Genomic DNA, 25025 nt, shown 5'->3' with positions numbered 1-25025 from the left:
AACGGAGCAGGCAAGTTGACTGCAGCAAGAGCATCGTGCTAGGTTCGCAAAGCTCAGAGGTCTACTAGAGATGGCATTGGTTTTGCCGGGTCACTTGAAGTCAACCTTCAAGCAGGTGCGAACGCTGATCGTCAAAGAGAAGAATTTCCCTGAGGCCAGGCGGATTCTGGCCGGAGTTCCAGATGGTGAGCTCTACGCTCCTTACCATGTTGCCATGGCTGCGATTGCCCGATCCGAGAGTGATTCCTCGGTGGCGATGGCCCATCTTGAGAAAGCCCTGTCCCTTACGCCGGAAGATATAAGGCTCATCTCCAGAATTGGAAAGATCAGGCTTCAGGAAGGCAACAAAGCCCTTGCCCAGGATTATGCCAATCGAGCGCTTCAGCAAAAACCATCGAAAAAAGGAGATGTCACAACCCTGGCATCCTTTCTTCAGCAGTTGGGAGATGCCACCAACGCTGCCACGCTGCTGCGGGAAGCGGTGCTCCAGAATCCCAATGATACCAAGCTTCGGAGAATGCTCGCCATCTCCCAGCTTCAGCTGGGACAACTTGATGAGTGTGAGCGTAATCTCAACAATTGCCTGAGGCTGGATCCCAAAAATCACTACTCCCAGATCTTGCTGGGAGAGATTCTGATTGCCCAAGGCAACAAAGTGAGAGGTCTTGCCGTACTCCGTACGGCCGACAATGATGAATGTCCGAACAAGCTCAAGGAACGGTTGTCGATTGATGCCGCTGAATGCTATATTGATCTGGGGGAGTATGAAGCAGCCAAGGATGAACTGACTCGAATTCAAAGCAGCAACAGCCCGCGATTCAACTATTGCTGGGGTAAAATTCAATATCAGGAATCTGACTATGAATTCGCACTCACCAGCCTGATGGCTGCTGCTGCTGGCGTGAATCCAACCGATGGATCCGTGTCCCAGCCCACGGTTGATCCATCAACACTCTCCAAGCAAGATCAGCAGACACGCTGCGAACAGTTGATCCATGGTCTGGCCGATAAGTTGGAGAAGCTCAAAACCGCACCAGGCGCTGGGAGTGGGTTGGCTGGAAGTGGAGCCGTTGAAGATGATGATGAATTCTAAAACAACTTGATCTGCGTTCTCTGCCTTTCTGTCTGATGATAGCTGGAGATAGTAGTTCATTTACAATCAATCCTTCTATCCGCACCTCACCGCTGGTAGAGGGTCAGTATCGCTTATACTTTGGCGACAGAACTACATCATTCAAGTTATCTGCTTCCGAGTGGGATGCCATCCTTCAAGCAGACTCCAATGATGGATCGGTAGATCAACTGTTTGCTACCTGCAAGCCGTTTTTCGATCCATCGCGAACAGGCACCAGTCGTGATGAATATCTTGACTGGTTGTGCAGTAGTGGCATTCTGCTGCCTTCCGGTGGCCCTGCCCAAGCAGGGCTTGGCAGTGGTCCTCAACTTCAGGCGAATGGCAGTGTAGGGACTCAACTGCTTCCGAATGGATCGCAGCAAGCCGCCCCTCAGCAGAAGTCAACCAAGGAAGATCGTAAGATCCTACTGTTTAGTTTTAATTGGGTAACGTCACGCGGTCTGCTGAGACCGCCAAGAGCATTGATCCGGCTCCAAGCCTGGATCTTTCCATTGACCGTGATTGTGTTCATTGGAGTAATCTATAGTTTCTATTTCGGTGTCAAGCCTCTTGCTGTCCTGCTGGCCGGACGATCTGATCCCTTAACGGGCCTCTCTCGCCTGTTGATCATGTTAATTGTGATCAACTTCATCAGTGTCTTTATATCGATCCTGCTGTCTTATTCTCTCCATATTGACAATCAGAAACTCTATCTCAGGCTGAAGTGGGGTTTTCTGCCTCGACTTGCCAAAGAGCAAAATAGTAAAGAGCTGAAGAGTAAAGCCACTAAGCTTGAAGAACTCATCTTAGTTGCCCAACCTCTTCTTGTCAGGCTTTACCTGGTGATTCTATCGATTCTTTATCTGTATGTCTATACGCCAATCCCAGATACATCCCCCTACTCACAGCTCAATATTCTAGTGGCGATCATTCAAGGGGCTCTGGCCAGCATGATCATCTTGTTGATTCCAGTTCGTAATACTCCCGGTAGACGTCTCCTTGAATTCTTTGAGGTGATGCCAAAGAATTACCTTAAGATCTCGGTTAAACGTACCCTCACAACAGTATCAGCTCTGTTTAAAGGCCAATTTGGAAAGATTTCCCTATCCCGCTCAGATTATAATAGCCTACTTTTCCTCATTGCATTATTGATTGCTTTCAGCATAAAAATGCTGATCTTATATAATGTTCTGATTCCAAATATTTCTGCCGAAGTTCCTCAATTTGCTGGCCATTGGACAGCATTAATTGTCAGAATAGCTCTGACGGTACTCTTGATTCGCTTCTTATATCTCACCTTTTTTACGAAGTTGATCTCAAGCCGTGCTTCGCTCGGCTCTACTGAATCATCCGTTCGTGCCAAGCCTACGTCTTACTCCCTGGGGTCATCGGATGAGCCTCTCACCAATCAAGCTTCAGGAGCTGCAAAGTCATTTCTGCACTCCTTACATTTTGGCATCACAAGCTTTTTCACAAGTAAGTTCTTTTTAACATTCATTCTTATCGTGATCTTTCTTTTTCCGTTTCGTGCATCCGTCACTGGATCGGCAAATGTGACCGAGGGAGAAGCTCTTGACATCCGCTCGACCGAGACGGCCTCGGTGAGCCAGATCCTGCAGCCCGGACCTTCCTCCAACATTCTGGAAAAGGGTACCAAGATTCTTGAACTCTCATCTTCAACATTAAATTCCCTGCGAAGTCAACAACTACAAGAACTTGCCAAACTTCAGTCTGAGATACGAACATCCAAAACGTTGATACGTTCCATCGAAACAGGCAGTATTCAACTTGAAGGGCAGAACAGGAATGAAGAACTGCTCAGTGCAGCTGCAATGGTTGAAAAGAACAAAGCAAAGATTGCATCTCTACAAAACCAAATCAAGATACAAGATGAGCAGATTTCAAAACTTCGTAGCTTGACTGCTTCTGGTGCCATCAGTGAATTTCAACTTCAAAACGCCCTTTCTTCTCAAGCGGCTCTTTCCGGGGAACTCGCAGCTGTAATGAGTGATCTTCGCTCATCCGAGGCCAGCCTCGTCGTTGCCGGAAGGAATCAGACCATTGATCAAGACGTCAATGCTGAGGAACGCCTATCCAAAGCAATGGACGAACTTGCTGCTGCAGAGAGTAGTTTGGAAGCGAGTAAAATTGCCCTTGAAGCTCTTGATACTCGGCTTGAGCGGCTTACCTTGTCGATGCCATTTGATGGTGTTATCAGCTCGAATACAAAGGCTCTGCTCGGCCGAACGGTTACTCCAGGAGAAACGATTGTAACGGTAAAGGCTCAGCCCTTGACCCAGACGATTGCCCTGATCCCCGAATACGATCGAGCACGTGTCAGCGTTGGCCTTCCATGTGATCTCAGGCTTTACTCCGTCTGGGACCAGGAGTTTTCTGGGGCCGTGGCATCAATCAGTCCAACAACAGTTGAGCTTGAAGGCCTTCAGTATGTTGAGCTTCAGATTCAGTTAGAGGATAGTTTGCCGACTAATTTTATCGGCTCTAAGGGATACGCTAAGATCCAAGTCGGCTATACGTGCATTCTCTTGAACCTCTTGGCTCCGATCACTAGGTTTATCAACGTCGATCTCTGGTCATTCCTTCCATAACATTGATGCTCACTGCCACCCCCACTCAGTCCATCTCAGCAGCCATGGAATCTGCTGCTGAGTATCATCGTTTGACCTTTGTGATCAGTGCACCTCGCGGGGGGGCCTTGTCATTCTGCCAGTCGATGGAGGCAATGGGAGGGATTGGTTTGCCGCATACCCATCTTCCACTTAGGCAGCAGATGGATGATCTCAAGCCACTTCAATCCCCACTGGATCTCTATGGACTGGATGATGGCTTGGTCCGGGCTCTTGCCGCCATCATCTATGGAGGCTTTGAAACCTACCAGCTCGAAGCCGCCTATCATGATCTAGCTACAATGTATACGAGGCGTACATTTTCGAGTACGTATTCTCGTTTTCTGGAAAATACCTCTCAACGGCTTTATGACCCATCATTCAGTCTTGGGCTCTATCCCGATCTGATTCCTAATGTTGAGTCGTCATTTCCTGAATCCCAGTTTATCTACCTCTTTCGCGATCCTTTCTTCTACGCGGCATCAGTACTTACATCCATTCATGGCTTGGACTCTCTACTGATATGGTGGGCTATGGCCAGGAAAAAGCAAAATGATGTGACTCTTGATCCTCTGGAGATGTGGTGTTGGATCAATGAGGAACTGCTCAATAAGATCAAGCTTCACCGGAATCCCAAGACCTTAAAACGCATGCTGTTTCCAGAAGCGGTAGGGCGCTACTCTACGGAGCGAATCTTACAATTTATTCGATCTGACTATGCTAACTCTGGTGTTCAGAGTAAGTCTTCAACGCTTGTGAGTCGTTTCGCAGCAGGAGTCAAGCGAAGACTCACGATGACATCCCGATTTGATCAATGGATCAGCCATCGTGCTAGGCCAGTGCTGTCTCCAATTCGGGATAGGACATCCTGGTGGCTTGACATTACTTTGGGAGGAGATCCCTCCGCACATATTGGTCACCACTCAGATCCAAGCAAGCAAGTTCCTGACTACTGGATGACCATCCAAGAGAAGCCCGAGTTGATCTCCCGTTGTGATGAGCTCTGTCAGAATCTGGGATTTCCTATGCTGTCGAATCGACTTGCCGCATGGCCATAAGCCTGTTGCCATCTGAGAAGCTCGCCTGAATGGGGTATGGCTCTCGGCTCGGAGTGGGGCCGCGTTTACAGTTCATCAATCATACTTGTTGAATGTGTCATCTCAGCATAGGAAAGGCACAGCAAGGGTTTTCCGTCTGTAGTTGTGATGAGTCCTTCGTAATAGGCTTTACTGGTAAGTGGATTAACTTCAACGATGCGTCCACTTGCCAAGTATTGGCATCCCTGTTCTGGAGTTTCGTAGACATCAACAACAAGTTTATTGGGGAGCGCACTAGTCTGATAAAGTTCTCGCAAAATAACTAATCCCATTTGAAGTAGACCATCCAAGAGTGATGGGTCTAGATATCCCTCATGGCTGCTGGCTTTGCCAAGCAAAGCAGCAGTGCCATGGGATCTTAAGGTTGACACAATCACTTCTGACTCGCGTAGAATCATTGGAGAACTAGAAATGACTGTAAAAACACCATCGTGAAATAAATACTTCTCATAGCATTGAGCCTGATCTATTTTGATCATCGCTGCTTGATCCTGGGTCCTATTCGTTAGTGCACCCAGAAGATCTCTGCTCAGTTCAGGAGCAGGGATCGCCTCAACCGTCGTTCGATACGAGTAACGCTTCGAATGGCTTCTTCTGAGCTTGCAGGTGATTGTCTGGTCATGGTTTCCAGTCGCTTCGAACGAGAACTCTCGTGACACTCCATCTTCAAAGACAATTCCAGAAAGGACTTCTGTTGTCACTCGGAGAACACCGGCCTGATTGTTTAGGGCAGAGCTGCTGCGCTTGCGTTGGTAGGCTTCAATGGCAAAGGTACAGGAGGCCGCAGCAGGCATGACGGGACGTCCAAACTTGCGGTGAGATTGAAGGTAAGGGAGACGATCCGAGTCGAATAGGAGATTATAGGTTTCGGTTGGAGTTCCGTTCTGCGTGGCCGTTTGAATGGAGAGGGAGTGTCGTCCTAGAAATGGATAGAACTCTTCAACAGTCTCGATATTAAAGTCGGATTGGGTAAACTTTGTTGAATCATAAATACCGACGGTAACTTCAAGGGGAAGTGTGGATTGTCTACATACGAGTGACTTGATGCAATCTGCCCCCTGCTCCAATGGGATGGGAATGATTCCCTTCGCGGCAAAGGCATCATTAACGTCTTGAGTTGCCATTCCAGCCGATGCCCAAGGCCCCCAATTAACTGAATTAATTTTAAGTGAAGGTTTGTATTGGGCGCAGAGCCAGCTGCCAGCATTGATCAATTCATTGGCGGCCGAGTAGTCAGACTGTCCAAAATTCCCAGTCTTGCCGGCGATCGAAGCAAAGTTGATGATCGTTTCGATCGGGTGGCTCTCCAGTAATTGAAATGTCAGGCGGAGGGCCTGAAGCTTTGTAGAGAGAACACGCCTGAAGCTATCTTGCTTTTTGTTGGCAACAAGTGAGTCTTCGATGATTCCGGCAACATTGATGATCGAATCGACGGTTATTCCTTCCTTTGCCAAGCTATTCAGAATCGTTGCAGGCGCATTTTCATCGAGTAGATCTACTTGTATGTAGGTCACTGATGCGTAGATCCCTGACAGGCGATCCATGGTTGTCAGGGCCTCCCTTGACGCTGCCAGCTTTTTGATTTCCTTTTCAATGGATGCTGGAGTAACCGTTTCCCCAGCTTCGCGATGACGCTGGATGAGCTGTGCCCGAAGCTGCGGCACTGATCGATCAGGCTCGTACCATGCCGGGAGACTGAGCTCGGACCGTCCGGTGATGATGAGGGACGAATGCTTGGATCCAATCTTCTCTAGGGCGGCGACGGCAATGCCTCGGGCTCCCCCAAGCGCCAGGAGACAGGTGGGTTGACGCTTGACGAGTGTGCTCGGCTCTTCGTCACTGGGTTGGCATGGAACCAGGGAGTGGACATGCAGCCCATGACGATCAATTGAGTATTCTTGCTCAGGTGATTCGAGGGAGCAAATAAAGTCCAGGTAGGATCTTGATTCCTCTGAATTGGCAACCTGACGATTGAGATCAATAACCGTTGATTGGATGTTTGAATACTCAGATGTGATCGATTTGAGCATGCCTGACAAGGCAGCGATGTAGGAAAAGGTGATAGACGAGTCTGCCGGTCTGGCTATCTGGCGACGTCCGAAATCCCCTTGTCCATGATGAATGAACACTAAGCGATGAGGTGTCGATGCTGCCGAAAGCGGCTCCAGCACTGAGCGCAGGTGAGAGAAGAGTGTCCAAAGGGACTTGATGGCTTCATCCGGTTCGAACTGGCTTAAAGCCTTCAGGGACTGTCCAAAGTTCTCAAGATGGCAGATCAGCATGAGGCCTTCTTGAGCGCCTTCGCCAGGAAGGCTTGAGGCTTCCGTGATCAGGTTCAGCAGTTCGGTTGGTGGTGCTGATTCTGCCGAACTAAGGGCATAATCAAACAGGTTGGTCTTGGGGACTCCGTCAAGTAGCTTTGAGTAAAAGGTATTGGATGGACTTGGAGCGATTACAATGGTCTGACGCTTGGTGTGCTTCAAGCCTTGTCCAGATACCAGGACAGGCAATCGATGACTGACACTGTCGAAGTGGGATAGTTGAGTTGGCTTCGCCTCGCTTACCCCGCTGGTTACTTTCCCGGCTGAATCACCTCGGCAGGGGTAGGGGCAACATTCGGCTGATCCCCATTTAAAATCAAGGCAATGTGTGCCGACACCTCTCTCAGGGTTCGGAGGTCTCGAGTGCCTGTCTGTATACTCTGAATCGCTTCAGGCGCCACGTCAGAGAGAGTCGCCATGAATCCACCCATCACTTCAATTCTCTTGATGGAATCGATGCCGAGATCGGATTCCAGGTCTTGATCAGCATCCAGCAATTCAACAGGGTAGCCACTCTTCTCAGACAACAGGGAGGTGAGTTGAATCAAGACGGTTGCGGCATCCAGGCCAGTTGGGACGGATTTCAGTTCGGCAGAAGTCCCGTTCCCGTTGCCATTGAGGGGGGCTGTGGGAGTGGGAGGTGCCACTGGCGTGGACGGAGTGAGGGGTTGAGGGATAGTCGCCAACGGAGTGGTGGGCTGGATTGGCATCCCTCCGTTGCCACTCTCCTGGGGGGCAGCAGCCAAGGATGGAGTGGGCTGTTGTTGACCTGTGGGTTGAGGAGAAGGGTTGGAAAGTGTGAGCGGCGGGGATGCAATCGCTGAAATCGGTTCGGATTGGATCCCATGCCCATTCAGCTGATGCTCAGGTAACAGCATGGTGGAAGCCGCCAGGGTCTCCTGACCCGCTGGTGCTGCACCATTAAGAAAGGCCGAGAAGACCTGGGTTTGCGAATTAATCATCATTCGCAGGGTTTCGTGGTAGGTGCGAAACGCTTCAAGACGGATATTGCTGGAGGAAGTGGGTTGATTCATCGAAGCGAGTGTGAGTTGGTTTGGGGACGATTGGACCGATGTTAGCATGACTGGAGCATGCGTATCTTCAACCACAGTCGTCACGGACTGACGACTGGTTGTCACCGATACAGCATGGTGAACATCGTGCTGGGCCCTCTGCTTGGCTTTCTCGCGAGACTTCCAGGCATGGGCACCATTGATGAAGTAGTTAAATCCAGTTGTCTTCTTTTTCCCAGCAGCCGCACGAGTGGATGGGGCTGAGTCTTGATGCTGAAGCATGGCATTCAGCTTGGACCAGCTTAATGGAACCCCGTGGGAGGCAATCCGCATGAGTGATCCCAGCAGGTCATCGACTCCCTGGAGTCCATCCAGCGACACCGCCATCGAATCGGTGCCGCTCAGCGTTGAACGGACGAGTTTTGATAGGACCTTCTTCGGTCCAACCTCAATAAAGAAGCAGCAACCTGTTTCTTCGGCACGCTGAACAGAAGCTATGAAGTCGACACTGGAGACCATGTGAGTACCCAGGAGTTCCTGGATGGTCTTTGAGTCGATATCGCGGGAGCCGGGTGAGGTGCTTAGGATGAATTGGCGACCACATGGCTGATTGTTTCCGAACCTGACAGCTGCCAGGCTCTGCTTGAAGCGTTCATTGCATTCTCCCATCAAGCTGGAATGGAACGGATGGTTCGATTGCATCCTTTGGGTGGCAATTCCATCGCGAAGACACAGAGTTTCAATAGATTCCAGCTCTGAATTCAATCCTGAGAGCACAACCTGAGCTGGGGAATTGATATTTGCCAGGGTGACTGACTGGCTTTGGGATTTCTTCAGTACATCCCGGGCCAGGGCTTCGGTGCAGAAGAGGATGGACATCCCATAGCCAGCCTGGCCGAAGCCATGGATCGCTTCACCACGGCTCCTCAACAATTCGACAAGTTCCGCGGCTGAGAGCCATCCCGTGGCGTACAAACTGACAAAGTCACCCAGGCTGTGCCCAAGCCCGACTGACCAGGGGATCTCCAGATGATTCACCAGTTCAAGATAGGCTAATTCAGTGATAGCCAGCAGGGACTGTTTGAGCTCCGCGGGTGGCCCATGTTTGGTGTCCGAAGTTCCGAACATGTAGTGGTCCACCACTTCTGCCCGGGTCTTCGCGTCAGGGATCAGTTGCTTCAGGAGTTCATGGGTCTGAAGTGGCGCAGCTGCCATACATGTAGCTCCCATCCCGGCATAGTCGGAACCTTGACCCGGAAAGAGCAAGGCGATCTGCTCAGGCCGCTTCGCTTCGATCGGCATGCCGGCTGAGGTCAAATGACAGACAAGCCACTCGCGCATGAACTCAGCATGACGTTCCTTCCCCTCCAGCAGGTTTGCCACGGTTTCTAACTTGTCACCGAGATCTGCTTTGCTGTTATCGGAGAGAATGATGACCCATTCTCCAGCCCCTTCAAACTGATGAGTCGTTAGATCCTGGCTCGTGACTGTGTCAGCAACAATCTGATTGACAGAGGTTGTCAATCCATTCGCTGAGCACTCTTCCTCCATCTGTCGTGCTTCAGTCAGCACCATCTTGATGCGACTGAGCAATTGACCAGGCTCAGCCGTAAACAGGAGCAGTCTGTAGCCAGATGTAAGCTTTGGTTGATAGAACGAAGCAGGTTGCCCATCACTTTCTTTGGATACATACTCCTGCAAAACGACGTGAAAATTAGTTCCCCCGAAACCAAATGCGCTGACACCTGCAGTTCGCGGCTGCCCCTCTTCCGCCACTAGCCATGGATGATTACCCGTTGGAAGATAAACAGTTTCCGAATGAACGACTTCCTTGATGTGAGCTTTGGTTCTGCTATGGACGGGAATGGCCTTGTTCTTCAAGGCCAGTGTTGCCTTGAGAAGCCCGGCCAATCCGGCTGTGCTCTTGGTATGGCCGATCAGGGTCTTCACGGACCCGACGGCACAGTGCACGCTTGGGTCGTTCTGGGCTTCCAGGAACGTGGTCAGCGCCTGGATCTCCGAGCGATCTCCCACGGGTGTGCCGGTTCCATGGGCCTCATAGAAGCCCAGCGTGGCTGGGTTCACTCCGGCATCGGCGTAGGCTCTCGAAAAGGCCTGCACCTGCCCTTGATGGGATGGAGCTGTCATGGTCCGGCCGCGTCCGTCGCTGGAACTCCCGATCCCTTTGATGACGGCTTGGATCGTATCTCCGGAAGCTTCCGCATCTTCCAGACGCTTGAGAATCATGATTCCCGCACCTTCTCCAAGCACGATTCCGTCGGCTTCGCTGGTGAATGACTTGGCTTTTCCAGTGGGAGAGAGAGCCTGGGTTTCCGAGAAGCAGAAGTAGGCAAAAGGAGACTGGAGAGTGTCTATGGCACCCACCACGGCCATGTTCACTTCCCCTTTCCTGAGCTTGTGAACGGCCACATCCAGCGCAGCAAGTGACGATGCACAGGCAGCATCAACTGTGCAATTAGTACCGCCTAGATTGAAACGATTGGCAACTCTCCCTGCCGATACGTTGGGGAGGATTCCAGCAAAGCTATCGCTGGTCCAGGTTGGCAGCAATGAATCAATCTGTTCATGATGATGCAAGAGGGGGGCAAGTTCGGACTGCATCACGTAGCCTTGCCCCAACTCTCCCAGACCTCCGCTATATCCAAGGATCACACATGTGGAATCTCGATCAAAGAGACTTTCCTCCGGGTAGCCAGCGTCTTGGAGTGCTTCCTTGACGCAAACAAGAGCCAGAAGCTGGGCAGGATCAATCGACGCTAATGATTGTGGCGGAATTCCAAATTCAATGGGATCGAATTGAACAGCATCCAGAAATCCGCCCCATTTGGAATGGATCTTGTTGGTTTCCTTGGAATCGGCTGAATAAAAATCCTTGATGGACCAACGCTCTTCGGGAATCTCCTTGATCTGCTCCCTGGATCGCGTGATCAGGTCCCAGAACTGCTCTGGATTGTTGGCACCAGGAAGCTTGCAGGAGAGACCGATGATGGCGATATCCTCTTGCCCTCTGTACTCTCCGTGGTTGCTGCCACCCTGAGCGCGTTCAGCGATGGCTGCCTTGGCCTGTTGCGCTGGAGTTTCCAGACCGGCCTTGATGTTTTCGTGCAATTGATGGATGCTCGTCTGCCTGTCCATCAGGCAGACAGCTTCACCCAGCATGTACATACCAAGCTTGAGCTGATCTTCTTCAGTCACTTTGACCAGCCCTCCTCCGTCGCGCTTCAGGCCTTTGGAGGCCAATCTCAGACGGCCGAGAATCAATCCATCCAGCTCATTGGAGATCTCCCTGACGGGCACTTGATCTTGTACCAGTTGATCACGCTTGGCATTGAATTCCCTTGAAAAATCTGTGTCTGCACAACGGCTCTGATGGCCGGGTGATGTTTCCAGAAAGACGGTGTTTGTGCAGTCCAGAGAGACCTGCTGATAGGTCTGAGTGATGGCTTGGTCGGCAACGATCTCCCGCGTTGCCAGGTAGGCTGAACCCACCAGAAGTCCACAGGTTGCTCCGGCTTTCACCAGATCATCAACCATGTAGGCGGCAAAGGCTGCGGACGCTTCGTCATGAATACCACCAGCCAGCACCAGGCACACTTCACGGCTGACCGCACTGCTCTGGTTCAGGACGACCTTGATGGATCGTTCCCAGAGATTCAATGAACTCAGGGGCCCAATATGGCCGCCACATTCTCTGCCTTCAAGAATAAAGTCTCTCCAGCCTTCTTTGATGAAGAGACCCAGGAGCTCAGGAGTGGGAGCATGTATGAACACACGAAGCGTCTGGGAGGCAATCTCTTTGGCCTGGGCAGGCGTTCCACCTGCCAGGATGCAGAAACTGGCATCTGAGCGCTTGAGAACGGCGATCTGGGACTGTAAATGTGCTGAGTTGATGAAACCAAGCAGACCCACTCCCCAGGGTCGGTCCGGAATCAACTTGGACGTGTTGATCAGAACCTTGTCAAGAGCTTCCGCTGTCATCATTGCGGCTGCGATGGTTGGCAGGGCCCCCCCCCTGGCGACACTGGCAGCGAATTCAGCATTGTCGCTGACTCGGGACATGGGACCCTGAATGATCGGGTACTGGACACCGAATTGCGTGGCGATTGTTTTCGGTTGTCGGCTGGCAGCGCTACTGCTCACCTTGATCGTGCGGTAGGCGTTCACCAGCCGTCCAAGGGTGCGGTACTGAGTGGCGAACTCCTTGGCTAGATCAATTCCTTCACCAATGGGAAACATCCATCGAGACTTCCATGCTGCTAATTCAGATAATGGTGACGCCTCAATGCTGCTGCCAAACAAATAGTTCGGTCCACCTTTCCCAGGCAACGTGATGCAACGGACCTCCCCTGCTCCATCCTCCGATGACCGTAGGACGATGGATTGTCGTCCATTGGCCCGTGACAGCAACTGCTTTGTGGCCGCCGGCAGGTTGGAATCCTGTAGAAGGAGGGTTTGCTCGTCCAGGAGGATGGAGCGAACACCTTGGCTGTTCAACGCTGAGAATGAAAGAAGTCCTAACGGACCGGCCACGATCAGGGTGTGGGACTTCAAGCAGCTGAGGGCCTTCTGGATCAGGATATATTGTGAATCGCTTCCACAAAGACCACCTGCTTCATATCCTTCAATGACAAGGCTTGGGGAATCTCCCTGTTGCCAGGGTGATTCCATGGCCTGCTCCACATCTCGAATGGAGCCCAGTTTTGGAATTGGGTTCAGACTTGCCAGCTCTTCAGCCTGAGCACGTGTCACCCGGCTCCAGGGCACGATCACCCGTACAGGATGGCTTGTGCTCGATTCTGCTCCTGCAGCCAAGGACTGGACCAGCTTCGCCGTGTTGAAGTTCTTGCACGCCATTGCAAAGATGGCTGAACCAAGCCTTGACACACCATCCTCCCAGATCTCTGGGAGTTGATCTTCAAAGCCAAAGCTCTCCAGACACACTTTTGCCCCTGCTGCTGCTGCCCGCTCAGCCGCTCTGATCCACGCCCCGACTGGGCGGATCATGACGAACACCTGATTGCGGTTATCCATTTCTTAGCGCAGCCGTCAGTGAGTCAATCTATATCACTAAAATCATCCAATCAAGTTGCCCCATCGTGGCCACATCAGCAATTGCACACAGCCCAGGTTGCGGCACGGCCCAGTTCCCCTTGCAGCGGATCAGCGGCCTTGCTGGAGTTGGTTCTCCAGGGCACCTGGCGTTGTCTTGTGTGATGCTGGAATACGGCCTGGGCGATTGATGGAGCTGGTTAACGTTTGAATACAACACAGAGCGTTCACCCGTTGTAACGCATGTGACAGCTTTATCCCCCCGCTGGATTGGCTCGCCACGCTTCGCTTCCAGGGTTCGTTGATCCTGGCGATCTTGCGGGTGACGACCGGTCTGAGTACCGACCACACCATGGACCGCCGGGCCCAGGGGCGTGCAGCTTCAGGGCTCCTGAGGTTGCCGCTGCCCCATCCTGTCGAAGGCCTGCCAACGGATCTGATCGATGGGCCCCAGAGGGGTGGCTGCCCCCTCTCCGGCCCGTACCTGGACCAGATCCGGTCTCCCGGCCAGCACTTCCAGCCCCGACCCCAGAGCGAATCGGGCCGTTCCTTTCAGCTGCCCTCGGTACAGGGACCGGCCGGCGCCGTCGCGGACCTCCACCCAGCTCGGCTGCTCGCTGCTGAGTTCCAGGGTCGATCCGAGGTCGGCCGCCGGGCCGTTTGTCGCTTTCGGCTCGACCCTGTCGGCGTCTGTCCCCGGCTTCTGAGCAGGGGCCTCCTGGTTGTGCTCCGCAATGGCGATCGGCACCGGTGACACCGGCTGCAGGCCGCGGCGTCCCCAGAGCAGGGCGGCACCGCCAGCCAGCAGCAGCAGGACGGCCAGGCCTCCGGCCACCGCCCCCCAGGGCGTCTTCGCTCCAGAGGGTTGGTTCGTCCCGGCTGGCGGCCGTGGCTCTGAGCCCAGGGTCTGGCCCGCGGCTGGGTTCGGTTCGGCCCCATCCAGGGTTGTTGCCGGGGGCGCCGGGCCCTCCCTGGGCAGCTGCAGATCCAGCAACGGATCGATCAGGGCGTTCCCGTCCAGTCCCAGGCTGGTGGCCACCCGGCGGGCCTGGGCCATCAGATAGATGGGCTCCGGCAGTCGGGTGTGATCGCCGGACTCGAGGGCTTCGATGCGCTCGGTGCTGAGAAAGTTCTGCTCCGCCAGGATCGCCTGGGAAAGACCCCGGGCTTCGCGGGCCTGCCGCAGAACGCTTCCCAGCTCCACCAGCCTTGGATTCCGTGCGTCCTGGGGGGCAGTCCCAGCTCCCACAACCCCGGGCTGCGGGTTTCCGCTGTCCGCCCTCTGCGGTTTCGACGCGTCTTCTGCAGCGGTGGGGCTGTCGCTCAAGCGGAGGGAATCCCAGCGGAGGTCATCCTAGGGCTGGTTCCGGTGGCCCTCCTGACGGGGGCCCCGTCTCGGCGGAGGGTTGGGTCTGTGCGGCGGCGAGGCTCCATCGCGCCAGACTTCAGCCAGTCGCCCCGCTTCCGTGACCGCCCACCCTTTCGCCTCCCGCGGCAGCCTCCTGTTGGATGGCCTGGCCCGGACCCTGATTGGGTTGATCTTCGTCCATGCGCTGTTCGGGAAGCTGGGGGGGTTCGAGCGGGTGGCCGGCAGGATCGCCGCCCAGGGTGTTCCGGCCGCGTCCCTGACGCTGGTGGCCGCCATGGTGCTGCTGGCGGTGGGATCGGTGCTGCTGATCAGTGGCTGGCGAACCCGCCTGGGGGCGGTGCTGCTGCTCGTCTTCCTGATTCCCACCACGGCGATTTTCCATGGCGATGTGGGTGATCTTGCGGAGCGCATTCAGCTGCTCAAGAATCTGGCGATCATCGGCGGCCTGCTGCTGGTGGCCAACCGTGCGCCCTGAGCGTGCCCCCCGATTGCCGGCTCAGTAGAGCCGGCTCAGCACGAACTCCGGCAGACCGAGCAGGGCCGTGGAGGTATCGGAGGCAGGCAGCCATTGCAGGGCCTCGCCGGCTTCGCGGGCAAACCCCTCGGCCAGGGCCCTGGAGCGGGGAATCGCCTCGCAGCCGCGAACCAGGGCGAGGGCCTGGTCCAGGTCTCCCGGTTCACAGAGCTCACGCTCGATCAGGCCGGCCAGGGCCGGACGCTCCTCCAGGGCGTAGAGGACAGGGGCGGTGAGGTAGCCCGCCGCCAGATCGCTGGCGGCGGGTTTGCCCAGCTGTTGATCACTGCCAGTGAAATCAAGGATGTCGTCCACCACCTGGAAGGCCAGGCCCAGCTGCCGGCCGAACCGATAGAGCTCATCGAGGTGCTGTTCGGTGAGGGCGCTGAGCACCCCGACCGCCCGGGCGCTGTTGGCGATCAGGGATGCGGTTTTGCAGTAGCTCTTCTCGAGATAGGTCTCGAAGCTCTGGCCGGTGTCATAGCGATAGAGACCCTGGCGCACTTCGCCATCGGCCAGATCCATGATCACCCGGGAGAGCAGTTTCACCACCTCCAGATCATCCAGGTTGGCCAGATGCCAGCTGGCCTGCGCAAAGAGAAAATCACCGGCCAGAACCGCCAGACGGTTGTTGAAGCGGCTGTGGACCGTATCCACGCCGCGCCGGGTGGAGGCCTCGTCGACCACGTCGTCGTGCACGAGGGAGGCGGTGTGGATCATTTCGGTGATCTCCGCCAGGCGCCGCTGGCGGCTGCCCAACTCCCCATCGGGGGCCAGGCCCCGGGCGAGCAGCAGGACGATGCCTGGCCGGATCCGCTTGCCTCCCGCGCTGAACAGGTGCTCGGCGGCGGCCTGAAGGATGGGGTGGCCGGCTCCGATCAGGCTGCGCAGATCGCTCAGCAGGGTTTCCAGGTCGTTCTCGACCGGCTGGAGGAGCTCTGCAACGGTGGCCATGACTCCCGCCCTGTGACCCGATCCTAGAAGGCCTGGACCGAGGACCGGAGGCAGACCTGCTCGACCTCCGGCTCCCAACCCAGCCAGGGGGCTGCGGCCTGGGCAAAGGCCTGGGGATCTCCGGTGACGCAGAAGCGACCTTGTTCAGGTGGGAGCGGCGGGGCATGCAGGCCGCAGCAGCGTGCCTTCGGGGCCGGCCGGTGCCCCAGCCGTTCACTGAGCAGATCCACCGCCGCCATGGCCGGATCCACCAGTTCCACCTCGGCGGGCAGGAGCTCCCGCAACAGCTCCTCCAGCAGGGGGTAGTGGGTGCAGCCCATGATGATCGCGTGCACCTGCGCCTCGAGCAGGGGCTCCAGATAGGTGATGGCCGCCGCCCGTAGGCAGGGATCGGCAAAATCGCCCGCTTCGATCAGGGGGACGAAGGCCGGACAGCCCACTTCGACCACGACACGGTCGGGGTTGCCGGCCCGCAGGGCTCGGCCATAGGCCCCGCTGGCCGCCGTGGCCGGGGTGGCCAGCACCCCGACGCGCTGATGACGCAGCCGGATCGCCACGCTGTGGATCAGGCCCAGCACCGGCAGGCCCGCACCGGCCTCCGCTTCGGCCACATCGAAGGCCAGGGCGTTGGTGGTGTTGCAGGCCATCAGCACGGCGCCCACGTTCTGGTGTCTCAGCCAGGACACCACCTCCGCCGCAATGCGGCGGATCTCGGCGGGGGGGCGCTGGCCGTAGGGCACCCGGGCCGTGTCGCCCAGATAGACGAAGGGCAGGTCGGGATGGTGCTCCAGCACCCGTCGCAACACCGTCAGACCGCCCACCCCACTGTCGAGCAGTCCGATGCGGCCCACCATCAGCGGCCCCCCAGGTAGCGCAGGATGCCACTGGCGATCGCCAGGGCCACGCGCTGGCGGTGGGCCGGGTCGGCGAGACGCGGTGAATCGATGTTGCCGGTGACGAAACCGGTCTCCACGAGCGCAGCCGGCATCACGGTGCGGCGGATCACGAAGAAGCGACCCTGACGCACGCCCCGGTCGGGGCTGCCGGGAGACACGCTCACCACCGCATCCTGGATCGCCGCCGCCAGAGCCCGGGACTGGCCGCCCTGGAAATAGAAGGTTTCGATGCCGTTCACGTCCGGACGGGCCATGCTCAGGGCGTTGGCGTGGATGCTCACGAACGCCGTGGCGTTGCTGCTGTTGGCCAGCGACACCCTGGGTGGCAGGTCGACGTCGATCTCGGAGGTCCGGGTCATCAGCACCTGCACCCCCCGGGCCTGCAGCAGCCGGGCCACCTGCAGGCTCACGTCGAGGACCACATCGGTCTCCCGCAGACCCCCGATTCCCACGGCTCCGGGGTCCGGCCCGCCGTGGCCGGGGTCGATGACGACCCGGAAGCGGCCGCTGGGCACCTGCGGCAGGCTGGAGGGCGAAAGTGGCGGGCGACGGTCGAAATTCGGCCTGGAGCGCCAGGGCACCGACGCCGCGGTGAGGTCCCCTTCCCCCATGGCGCGGAGGCTGCCCCTGGGCAGACCCTTCAGTTCCAGCCGCCAGCGGTCCCGGGCGGTGCCCACCAGGCGCATCTCCCGGGGATCCAGCTGGATCCCCGGCCGGAACTCCAGCACCAGCCGGGTGGTGTCCGGCGTGGGTTTGCCGATGCGGATCTCCTGGATGGATCCGTTGCCCCGCAGGCTGCGGGGGCGGATCGGCGCACCGGGCAGATCGATCCAGATCCGTGGCCCCATGCTGCCGCGACCGGCCTCGTAGAAGGCCTGCAGCGTGATTGAGGGGGAGGTGCGCAGTTCCAGGACGCCATCAGCCGTGATCCACCAGGCGCCCAGGGCGCTCGCCGCCCGGGCCGGCAGCGCCGCCAGCAGCAGGGCTGCCTGCAGGACTCCGGCGACCAGAACGCCGCCCAGGGGCCGCTGCAGCGGTGGACGTGCCATGGGCAGGGTCAGAACAGCGAGGGACGGCGGTGCTTGAGGCTGGGCATCTGGGCGCGAACCCTGTGGCCATGGGCGGGAGCGATGGGGGCGATGGCGGAGCCGACCCCGACGCCGGCATCGGCCAGCACCGTTCCCCAGGGATCGATCACGAGGGCGTGGCCGTGGGTCTGGCGACGCCCATAGTGCAGGCCGGTCTGGGCCGGCGCCAGCAGGTAGGCGGTGTTCTCGATGGCCCGGGCCTGCAGCAGGACCTGCCAGTGGTCCTTGCCGGTGAAGGCCGTGAAGGCCGCCGGGATCAGCAGCAGTTCGGCTCCCGCGCCGGCCAGGTGGCGATAGAGCTCGGGGAAGCGCACGTCGTAGCAGATGGACAGGCCGATGCGGCAGAGGCCCGGCACATCCACGACCGGCGGCAGCTGGGAGCCCGGCCGGACGGTGGCCGATTCCCGGTAGGTGTTGCCGTCGGGCAGATCGACGTCGAAGAGGTGGATCTTGTCGTAGCGGGCCAGGGGCTGGCCGTCCTTGCCCACCAGTTCGGCCCGCGTGAAGGTGAGCCCCTCGCCGGCGGGCACCGGGAAGCCACCGCCCAGCAGGGTCACCTGGTAGCGGCGCGCCATGGTGACCAGAAAGCTGCTGCAGCGCTCGGCCAGGGCCGGGGCCAGCTCCAGCCGACGGGCGTCATCGCCCATGAAGGCGAAATTCTCCGGCAGCCCCACCAACTCGGCTCCCCGGCGGGCCGCCAGCTCGATCTGTTCCTCGGCGGCGGCGAAATTGGCGTCCGGATCCGGTGTGCTGGTCAGTTGGAGCGCGGCTGCCAGGAAGCTCGTCACCGGTGGGGGAATTGCGATCGGCTGGACTGTAAGGGAGCTGGGTCTGGGATCCGGCCGGGGCACGGGCCGGTGCGGCCGGCGGACTCAGCTCGCCCGCAGCACCCCCGTCTCCGCCTGCATCGGCACCACCGTGAGATCGTCCACGGCGGCGCAGCGGCGGAAGTCGGCGTCGTGATCGCCGAGGCGGATCAGCCGCTGGCCGTGGGAGGCCGCCCGCAGACAACCCTCGGGATCCTCCCGCCAGCGTTCCCAGAGGGCGAGGGCGGCCAGGGTCTCGTCGTTGCCGGCCGCGACGGAGGCCCCGACGTCTCCGGCCAGATCCAGCGCCGCCGCCGTCACGGCTCCGGCCGCCAGGCTGTCCTCCAGGGAATAGGAGCCTTCCCAGCCGCTGCCCACGAGCCAGACCGTCTCCGCCCGGGCCTCCAGCAGGCGTCGGGCCACGGCGCTGCGGTTGGGCAGGCAGGCGGTCAGCAGCAGGGGGACCTGCCGGACCCGATCGAGGGAGCGGGTGCCGTTGGTGGTGCTCAGGAAGATGCGCTTGGAGCCCACCAGCTCGGGGGTGACCGCCAGGGGGGAATTGCCCAGATCGAAGCCTTCCACCCGCGCGCCGCCCCGCTCGCCGGCGGTGAGGCGGCGCGCGGCCGGCCAGGCCGCCGCCGCCGCCTTGAGGCTCTCCAGATCGGCGAAGGCCTGGACCGCCTCGGCGCCGTTGTGCAGGGCCCAGGCGATGGTGGTGGTGGCCCGCAGCACATCGATCACCACGGCGGCGTCGGGGCTCCCCGTTTCAGGACCCCCCTCGGCGGGCACCCGCTCGGAGGTGTGGAAGTAGAAGATCTGCACGGGCGCACGGGGCCAGGAGCGTGCGTCACAGTAGGCAGCAACGGAATCGGACAGATGGCGGTCACGCTGCCTCGGAGTGCCACGAGGGATCTGCGCGGCTTCCTCGCCCTGCTGGAGGAGCGGGGACAGCTGCGGCGCATCACGGCACCGGTGGATTCTGATCTGGAGCTGGCCGCCATCGCCGACCGGGTGCTGGCCCGGGGCGGGCCGGGCCTGCTGTTCGAGAACGTGATCGGCAGTTCCATGCCGGTGGCCGTGAACCTGCTCGGCACCGTCGAGCGGGTGGTGTGGAGCATGGGCATGGAACAGGCCGCCGAACTTGAGGACCTCGGCGGCCGCCTCGCCCTGCTGCAGCAGCCCCGCCCGCCCAAGGGACTGCAGGAAACGCTGCGCTTCGGCAGCGTGCTCTGGGATGTGCTGCGGGCCCGACCGGACCGTGACCTGACCCCACCCTGTCACCAGCAGGTGTTCCGGGGTGAGGCGGTGAACCTGGAGGCCCTTCCCCTGCTGCGCCCCTGGCCAGGGGACGCCGGCGGCGTGATCACCCTCGGCCTGGTGATCACCAAGGACCCCGAAACCGGGGTGCCGAACGTCGGGGTCTACCGGCTGCAACGTCAGTCGGCCACGACCATGACGGTCCACTGGCTGTCGGTGCGGGGCGGGGCCCGCCACCTGCGCAAGGCCGCGGCCCTCGGCCGCAAGCTGGAGGTGGCAGTGGCGATCGGTGTGCATCCCCTGCTGGTGATGGCTGCCGCCACCCCGATCCCGGTGCAGCTCTCCGAATGGCTCTTCGCCGGGATCTACGCCCGCGAAGGGGTGCGGCTGGCCCGCTGCAAGACGGTGGATCTGGAGGTGCCGTCCCACAGCGAGGTGGTGCTGGAGGGCACGATCACCCCCGGCGAGGAGCTGCCCGATGGCCCCTTCGGCGACCACATGGGCTTCTACGGCGGCGTGGAGGCGTCACCGCTGGTGCGGTTCCAGTGCGTCACCCAGCGGAAGAATCCGGTCTTCCTCACCACCTTCAGCGGGCGGCCCCCCAAGGAGGAGGCCATGCTGGCCATCGCCCTGAACCGGATCTACACCCCGATCCTGCGCCAGCAGATCCCCGAGATCGTGGATTTCTTCCTGCCCATGGAAGGGCTGAGCTACAAGCTGGCGGTGATCGCCATCGACAAGGCCTACCCCGGGCAGGCCAAGCGGGCGGCCATGGCGTTCTGGAGTGCCCTGCCCCAGTTCACTTACACGAAGTTCGTGGTGGTGGTCGACAGCAGCATCAGCATCCGGGATCCCCGCCAGGTGATCTGGGCGATCAGCGCCCAGGTGGATCCCCAGCGGGATCTGTTCGTGCTGGAGGACACCCCCTTCGACAGCCTCGATTTCGCCAGCGAGAGGCTGGGGCTGGGCGGTCGCCTGGCGATCGACGCCACCACCAAGATCGGCCCCGAGAAGCGCCACGACTGGGGGGAGCCGCTGCGGCGGAGCGAAGCGATCGAGCACCACCTGGACGGGCGCTGGCAGGAGCTCGGCCTGGCCGATCTCGATGACCGGGATCCCGATCCCAGCCTGTTCGGCTACACCCTGGAGCACGTGCTGGAGCGGCTGGCGGCGCAGCGGTGATTCTCCGGCGGAGCGCCCTGCACGCCCTCAAGGCCCTGCTGGAGCTGGCCGGTGAGCCGGCCGCCTGGCACCCCGTGCAGCGGATCGCCGCTGCCCAGGGGATCCCGGGCCCGATGCTCGAGCAGATCCTGCTGCGTCTGCGGCGGGGGGGTCTGGTCGTGGCCCGGCGGGGCCGGAGCGGCGGCTACCGCCTGGCCCGACCGGCCGCCGCGATCCCCCTGGCCGCCGTGCTGGTGGCTATCGGCGCCGATCCGTCTCCCCCCCTGGGCGGAGGGTGGATCGACGCCCCGATCGAGGGCCGACCGGCCCAAGGGGGCGATCGATCCCCGGGGGCGGCGGGTGAACGGGTGGCGCTGGCCCTGGAGCGACGGCTGCGGCGGGCCCTCGAGCGGGAACTGGCCGCGCTCAGCCTCGAGGATCTCCATCACGACCTGCGCAGCTGGCAGGAATGCCTCCGCGACGACGGTGGTCTGATGCTTGGCTGACGCCGCCCCATCGGCCTGGGGCGGCGTGCTCAGGCCAGGGCCGCGAAACACTCCCGGAAGGCGGTGAGGGTGGCTTCGATGTCGGCATCACTGTGGGCCAGGGAGGTGAAGCCGGCCTCGAACGCACTGGGGGCCAGATAGACGCCCCGCTCCAGCAGGGCCCGGTGCAGAAGACCGAAGCGCTTGCTGTCGGTGGCCTTGGCTTGCTCGAAGTTGTGGACGGGGCCCTCGCAGAGGAAGAACCCGAACATGGCGCTGATGTGGCCGCCGGTGATCGGCAGACCCGCCTCGCGGGCCGCTGCCTGGATGCCCTCGGACAGCCGGGCGGTGATCGCCTCGAGTCGCTCATAGCTGCCGGGTTGTTTCAGCAGCTCCAGGGTCTTGATGCCGGCGGTCATCGCCAGGGGATTGCCGCTGAGGGTGCCCGCCTGATACATGGGGCCGGCCGGTGCCACCAGCTCCATGATGTCGCTGCGGCCACCGTAGGCACCCACCGGCAGCCCGCCGCCGATCACCTTGCCGAGGGTGGTGAGATCCGGGGTGATGCCGAATTTCGCCTGGGCGCCCCCGTAGCTGATGCGGAAGCCGGTCATCACCTCATCGAAGGTGAGCAGGGCGCCGTGCTCGGTGGTCAGCTCCCGCAGACCCTCAAGGAAGCCGGGCTCCGGGGTGATGAATCCGGCGTTGCCCACCACCGGCTCCAGAATCACGCCGGCGATCTCGCCGGGGTTGTCGGCGAACAGCTGCTTGACGGCCTCCAGGTCGTTGTACGGGGCAGTGAGCGTGTTGGTGGTGGTGCTGCGCGGCACGCCGGGGGAATCGGGCAGGCCCAGGGTGGCGACACCGGAGCCCGCTTTGACCAGGAACATGTCGGCGTGGCCGTGGTAGCAGCCCTCGAACTTGATCAGCTTGTCGCGCCCGGTGAAGGCCCGCATCAACCGCAGCACCGACATGCAGGCCTCGGTGCCGGAGTTGACGAAGCGCACCATCTCCACACTCGGGACGGCGTCGATCACCAGCTCCGCCAGCGTGTTCTCCAGGGCGCAGGGCGCCCCGAAACTGGTGCCCCTGTCGAGGGCCTCATGCAGGGCGGCGATCACGTCGGGGTGGGCATGGCCGCAGATGGCCGGCCCCCAGCTGCCGATGTAATCGATGTAGCGGTTGCCATCCACATCCCAGGCGTAAGCCCCCTTGACCCGATCGAAGACGATCGGTTGTCCGCCGACCGAACGGAAGGCGCGCACCGGGGAGCTGACCCCTCCGGGCATCAGTTTCAGGGCGGCACTGAAGAGATCCTGGGAGCGGGATGTGTTCAGGGCGGGTGCCGAAACGGGGGCCGTAGTCAAGACGTGATCCGCGGACAATGGAAGGAGGCTGGGGATGGGGCTGCCGCTGACGGCGGCCTCGAGGAGTTCAGGGTTGGAACGGCCGGTGCTGAGCGGGCCGGCAGTGGAGAGGCCGGTCTGGACCTGGGCCGGTCTGGACGGCCGTGCGGCGCCCGACACGTCTGAATCGTGACCCATCCTGACCCAGAACGCGCCCGTTGGTCGCCGCCGGGCGATGTGCAAGGTTTCGCAACGCCCTGTCGCCCGCACGCCGCCCGATCCGGTCGAGCCAGACGGGGATCGCTATGGTCATCTCGGCTGGAACCCATCGCTTGGCTGATCTGCCTGCCCGGACCTTGCCCTGGAAGCGGATCGAGCGGCGTCTCCGCCGGCTGCTGCCGGAGCGAGCCGTGGTGGCCCGCCGGCAGGAACTGCTCACCTACGACAGCGATGGGTTGACCCTGCACCGCCATCAGCCCCCGCTGGTGGTACTCCCGGAAACCACCGAGCAGGTCGCCGCCGTGCTGCGGCTCTGTCATGAGTTCGGCCTGCCCTTCGTGGCCCGGGGCAGTGGCACCGGCCTCTCGGGGGGCGCGGTGGCGGAGCAGGAGTCGCTGCTGGTGGTCACCAGCCGCATGCGCTCGGTGCTCCGCCTCGATCTCGACAACCAGCGAATCACCGTGCAGCCCGGGGTGATCAACAGCTGGGTCACCCGTGCCGTGGCCGGCGAAGGCTTCTATTACGCCCCGGATCCCTCCAGTCAGGTGGTCTGCAGCATCGGCGGGAACGTGGCCGAGAACGCCGGTGGGGTGCATTGCCTCAAGTACGGCGTCACCAGCAACCATGTGCTGGAGCTGGAGGTGGTGTTGCCCGACGGCAGCATCACCACGCTGGGCGGGGCGCTGCCGGAGATGCCGGCGCTGGATCTGCGCGGGGTGTTCATCGGCAGCGAAGGCACCCTGGGCATCGCCACGGCCATCACCCTGCGGTTGCTGCGACAGCCCCAGACCGTGCAGGTGCTGCTGGCCGATTTCGCCTCCATGGAGGCGGCTGGAGAGGCGGTGCGCACGGTGACGGCCGCCGGCGTGCTGCCGGCCGGCATGGAGATCATGGATAACTTCACCATCAATGCGGTCGATGATCTCTTCGGCCTCGATGAATATCCCCGCGATGCGGCGGCGGTGCTGCTGATTGAGCTCGACGGGCGCCATGAGGAGGTGGACGCCGCCGCCGAGCGGGCCACGGCCCTCTGCCGCCAGGCGGGGGCCCGCTCCATTCGACGGGCCGAGAGCGAGGCCGATCGGGCCCAGCTTTGGAAGGGTCGCAAGTCGGCGTTTGCCGCCGTCGGCCGCATCACACCCACCTACTACGTCCAGGACGGCGTGGTGCCCCGCACGGCCCTGCCCCGGGTGCTGGCGGCGATCGAAGGGCTCAGCCGCCGCTACGCCCTGCCGGTGGCCAACGTGTTCCATGCCGGAGACGGCAATCTTCACCCGCTGATCCTCTACAACGCCACGGAAGCGGATGTGCACGAGCGGGTGCAGGCACTGGGGGCCGACATCCTGCGGCTCTGCATCGATGCGGGGGGCAGCATCACCGGTGAACATGGTGTCGGAGCCGACAAGCGCTGCTACATGGACTGGATGTTCGAGCCGGAGGATCTGGCCACGATGCAACTGGTGCGTCGGGCCTTCGACCCCGAGGGCCGTGCCAACCCCGGCAAGCTCTTCCCCACGCCCCGCAGTTGTGGTGAATCGGCCCGGCGTGGACGCACCCTGCGGGTCACCGTGGCATCGCCCGACGCGGACGCTCCGGGGTCAAACCCGGATCTGGCGATGCCGGGGGGCCAGGGGGGATCGGAGATCCAGCCGTTGCCGGAGACCGTTGAGGTGTTCTGAACCGGGGGT

The 25025-nt window shown here is 60.0% G+C and carries 16 protein-coding genes; 7 read left to right on the top strand and 9 right to left on the bottom strand.

Translation table 11 applies throughout. The annotated features are described in order from the left end of the window. Positions 1–94 precede the first annotated feature (94 nt). The 3 genes from ACWJI7_RS01080 to ACWJI7_RS01070 are packed head-to-tail and all read left to right on the top strand — an operon-like array spanning position 95 to position 4799. Positions 95–1093: a tetratricopeptide repeat protein gene (locus ACWJI7_RS01080; RefSeq protein ID WP_479934584.1), complete on the top strand. Its 999-nt coding sequence runs from the start codon at positions 95–97 to the stop codon at positions 1091–1093. Positions 1094–1128: 35 nt separating this feature from the next. Then, entirely contained in the window at positions 1129–3723 is a 2595-nt protein-coding gene (locus ACWJI7_RS01075; protein ID WP_479934582.1) for an HlyD family secretion protein, read from the top strand. A gap of 5 nt (positions 3724–3728) precedes the next feature. Then, entirely contained in the window at positions 3729–4799 is a 1071-nt protein-coding gene (locus ACWJI7_RS01070; protein ID WP_479934581.1) for a hypothetical protein, read from the top strand. 65 nt (positions 4800–4864) lie between these two features. Here ACWJI7_RS01070 and ACWJI7_RS01065 read toward each other — a convergent pair whose 3' ends face one another. From ACWJI7_RS01065 to ACWJI7_RS01055, 3 genes are all read right to left on the bottom strand, one after another. Next, entirely contained in the window at positions 4865–7321 is a 2457-nt protein-coding gene (locus ACWJI7_RS01065) for an SDR family NAD(P)-dependent oxidoreductase (RefSeq protein ID WP_479934579.1), read from the bottom strand. Positions 7322–7410: 89 nt separating this feature from the next. Continuing rightward, the gene (locus ACWJI7_RS01060; protein ID WP_479934578.1) at positions 7411–13134 is read right to left on the bottom strand and encodes a beta-ketoacyl synthase N-terminal-like domain-containing protein; all 5724 of its coding nucleotides are present in this window, start codon (positions 13132–13134) and stop codon (positions 7411–7413) included. A gap of 490 nt (positions 13135–13624) precedes the next feature. After that, positions 13625–14446, bottom strand: coding sequence for a helix-turn-helix domain-containing protein (locus tag ACWJI7_RS01055; protein ID WP_479934576.1), 822 nt, complete (start codon positions 14444–14446; stop codon positions 13625–13627). A gap of 262 nt (positions 14447–14708) precedes the next feature. Between ACWJI7_RS01055 and ACWJI7_RS01050 the strand changes: the two genes are divergently transcribed. Further along, positions 14709–15086, top strand: a complete 378-nt coding sequence (locus tag ACWJI7_RS01050) for a DoxX family protein (RefSeq protein WP_479934574.1) — start codon at positions 14709–14711, stop codon at positions 15084–15086. A 21-nt stretch (positions 15087–15107) separates the two neighbouring features. Here the strand turns inward: ACWJI7_RS01050 and sds are convergent, their stop codons facing one another. The 5 genes from sds to ACWJI7_RS01025 all read right to left on the bottom strand — a co-directional run bounded on the left by sds (position 15108) and on the right by ACWJI7_RS01025 (position 19691). Further along, the gene (gene sds, locus ACWJI7_RS01045) at positions 15108–16079 is read right to left on the bottom strand and encodes a solanesyl diphosphate synthase (protein ID WP_479934573.1); all 972 of its coding nucleotides are present in this window, start codon (positions 16077–16079) and stop codon (positions 15108–15110) included. A 23-nt stretch (positions 16080–16102) separates the two neighbouring features. Beyond that, positions 16103–16933 (bottom strand): glutamate racemase, encoded by an 831-nt coding sequence (murI, locus tag ACWJI7_RS01040; protein WP_479934571.1) that lies wholly within the window; start codon positions 16931–16933, stop codon positions 16103–16105. Further along, positions 16933–18024, bottom strand: coding sequence for an N-acetylmuramoyl-L-alanine amidase (locus ACWJI7_RS01035; RefSeq protein WP_479934569.1), 1092 nt, complete (start codon positions 18022–18024; stop codon positions 16933–16935). Before ACWJI7_RS01035 ends, murI begins: the two co-directional genes overlap by 1 nt. Positions 18025–18032: 8 nt before the next feature. After that, complete coding sequence (locus tag ACWJI7_RS01030; protein WP_479934567.1) at positions 18033–18851, bottom strand: carbon-nitrogen hydrolase family protein; 819 nt, start codon at positions 18849–18851, stop codon at positions 18033–18035. Between the two features lie 84 nt (positions 18852–18935). Further along, positions 18936–19691, bottom strand: coding sequence for a 2-phosphosulfolactate phosphatase family protein (locus tag ACWJI7_RS01025; RefSeq protein WP_479934566.1), 756 nt, complete (start codon positions 19689–19691; stop codon positions 18936–18938). A gap of 54 nt (positions 19692–19745) precedes the next feature. Here ACWJI7_RS01025 and ACWJI7_RS01020 point away from each other — a divergent pair, with 54 nt between their 5' ends. After that, positions 19746–21308: a UbiD family decarboxylase gene (locus ACWJI7_RS01020; protein ID WP_479934565.1), complete on the top strand. Its 1563-nt coding sequence runs from the start codon at positions 19746–19748 to the stop codon at positions 21306–21308. After that, positions 21305–21793, top strand: a complete 489-nt coding sequence (locus ACWJI7_RS01015) for an RrF2 family transcriptional regulator (protein ID WP_479934563.1) — start codon at positions 21305–21307, stop codon at positions 21791–21793. Before ACWJI7_RS01020 ends, ACWJI7_RS01015 begins: the two co-directional genes overlap by 4 nt. A gap of 29 nt (positions 21794–21822) precedes the next feature. On the opposite strand, the gene hemL is transcribed toward ACWJI7_RS01015, so the two are convergent. Next, positions 21823–23139: a glutamate-1-semialdehyde 2,1-aminomutase gene (gene hemL / locus ACWJI7_RS01010; protein WP_479934561.1), complete on the bottom strand. Its 1317-nt coding sequence runs from the start codon at positions 23137–23139 to the stop codon at positions 21823–21825. A 311-nt stretch (positions 23140–23450) separates the two neighbouring features. On the opposite strand from hemL, the gene ACWJI7_RS01005 reads away from it, so the two are divergent. Next, positions 23451–25016: an FAD-linked oxidase C-terminal domain-containing protein gene (locus ACWJI7_RS01005; protein WP_479934559.1), complete on the top strand. Its 1566-nt coding sequence runs from the start codon at positions 23451–23453 to the stop codon at positions 25014–25016. Positions 25017–25025 lie beyond the last annotated feature (9 nt).

Source organism: Cryptocyanus atlanticus LEGE 06306, from assembly GCF_056633155.1.
The sequence above is the reverse complement of the archived record's forward strand: the minus strand, read 5'-3'. Positions and strand labels throughout refer to the sequence as shown.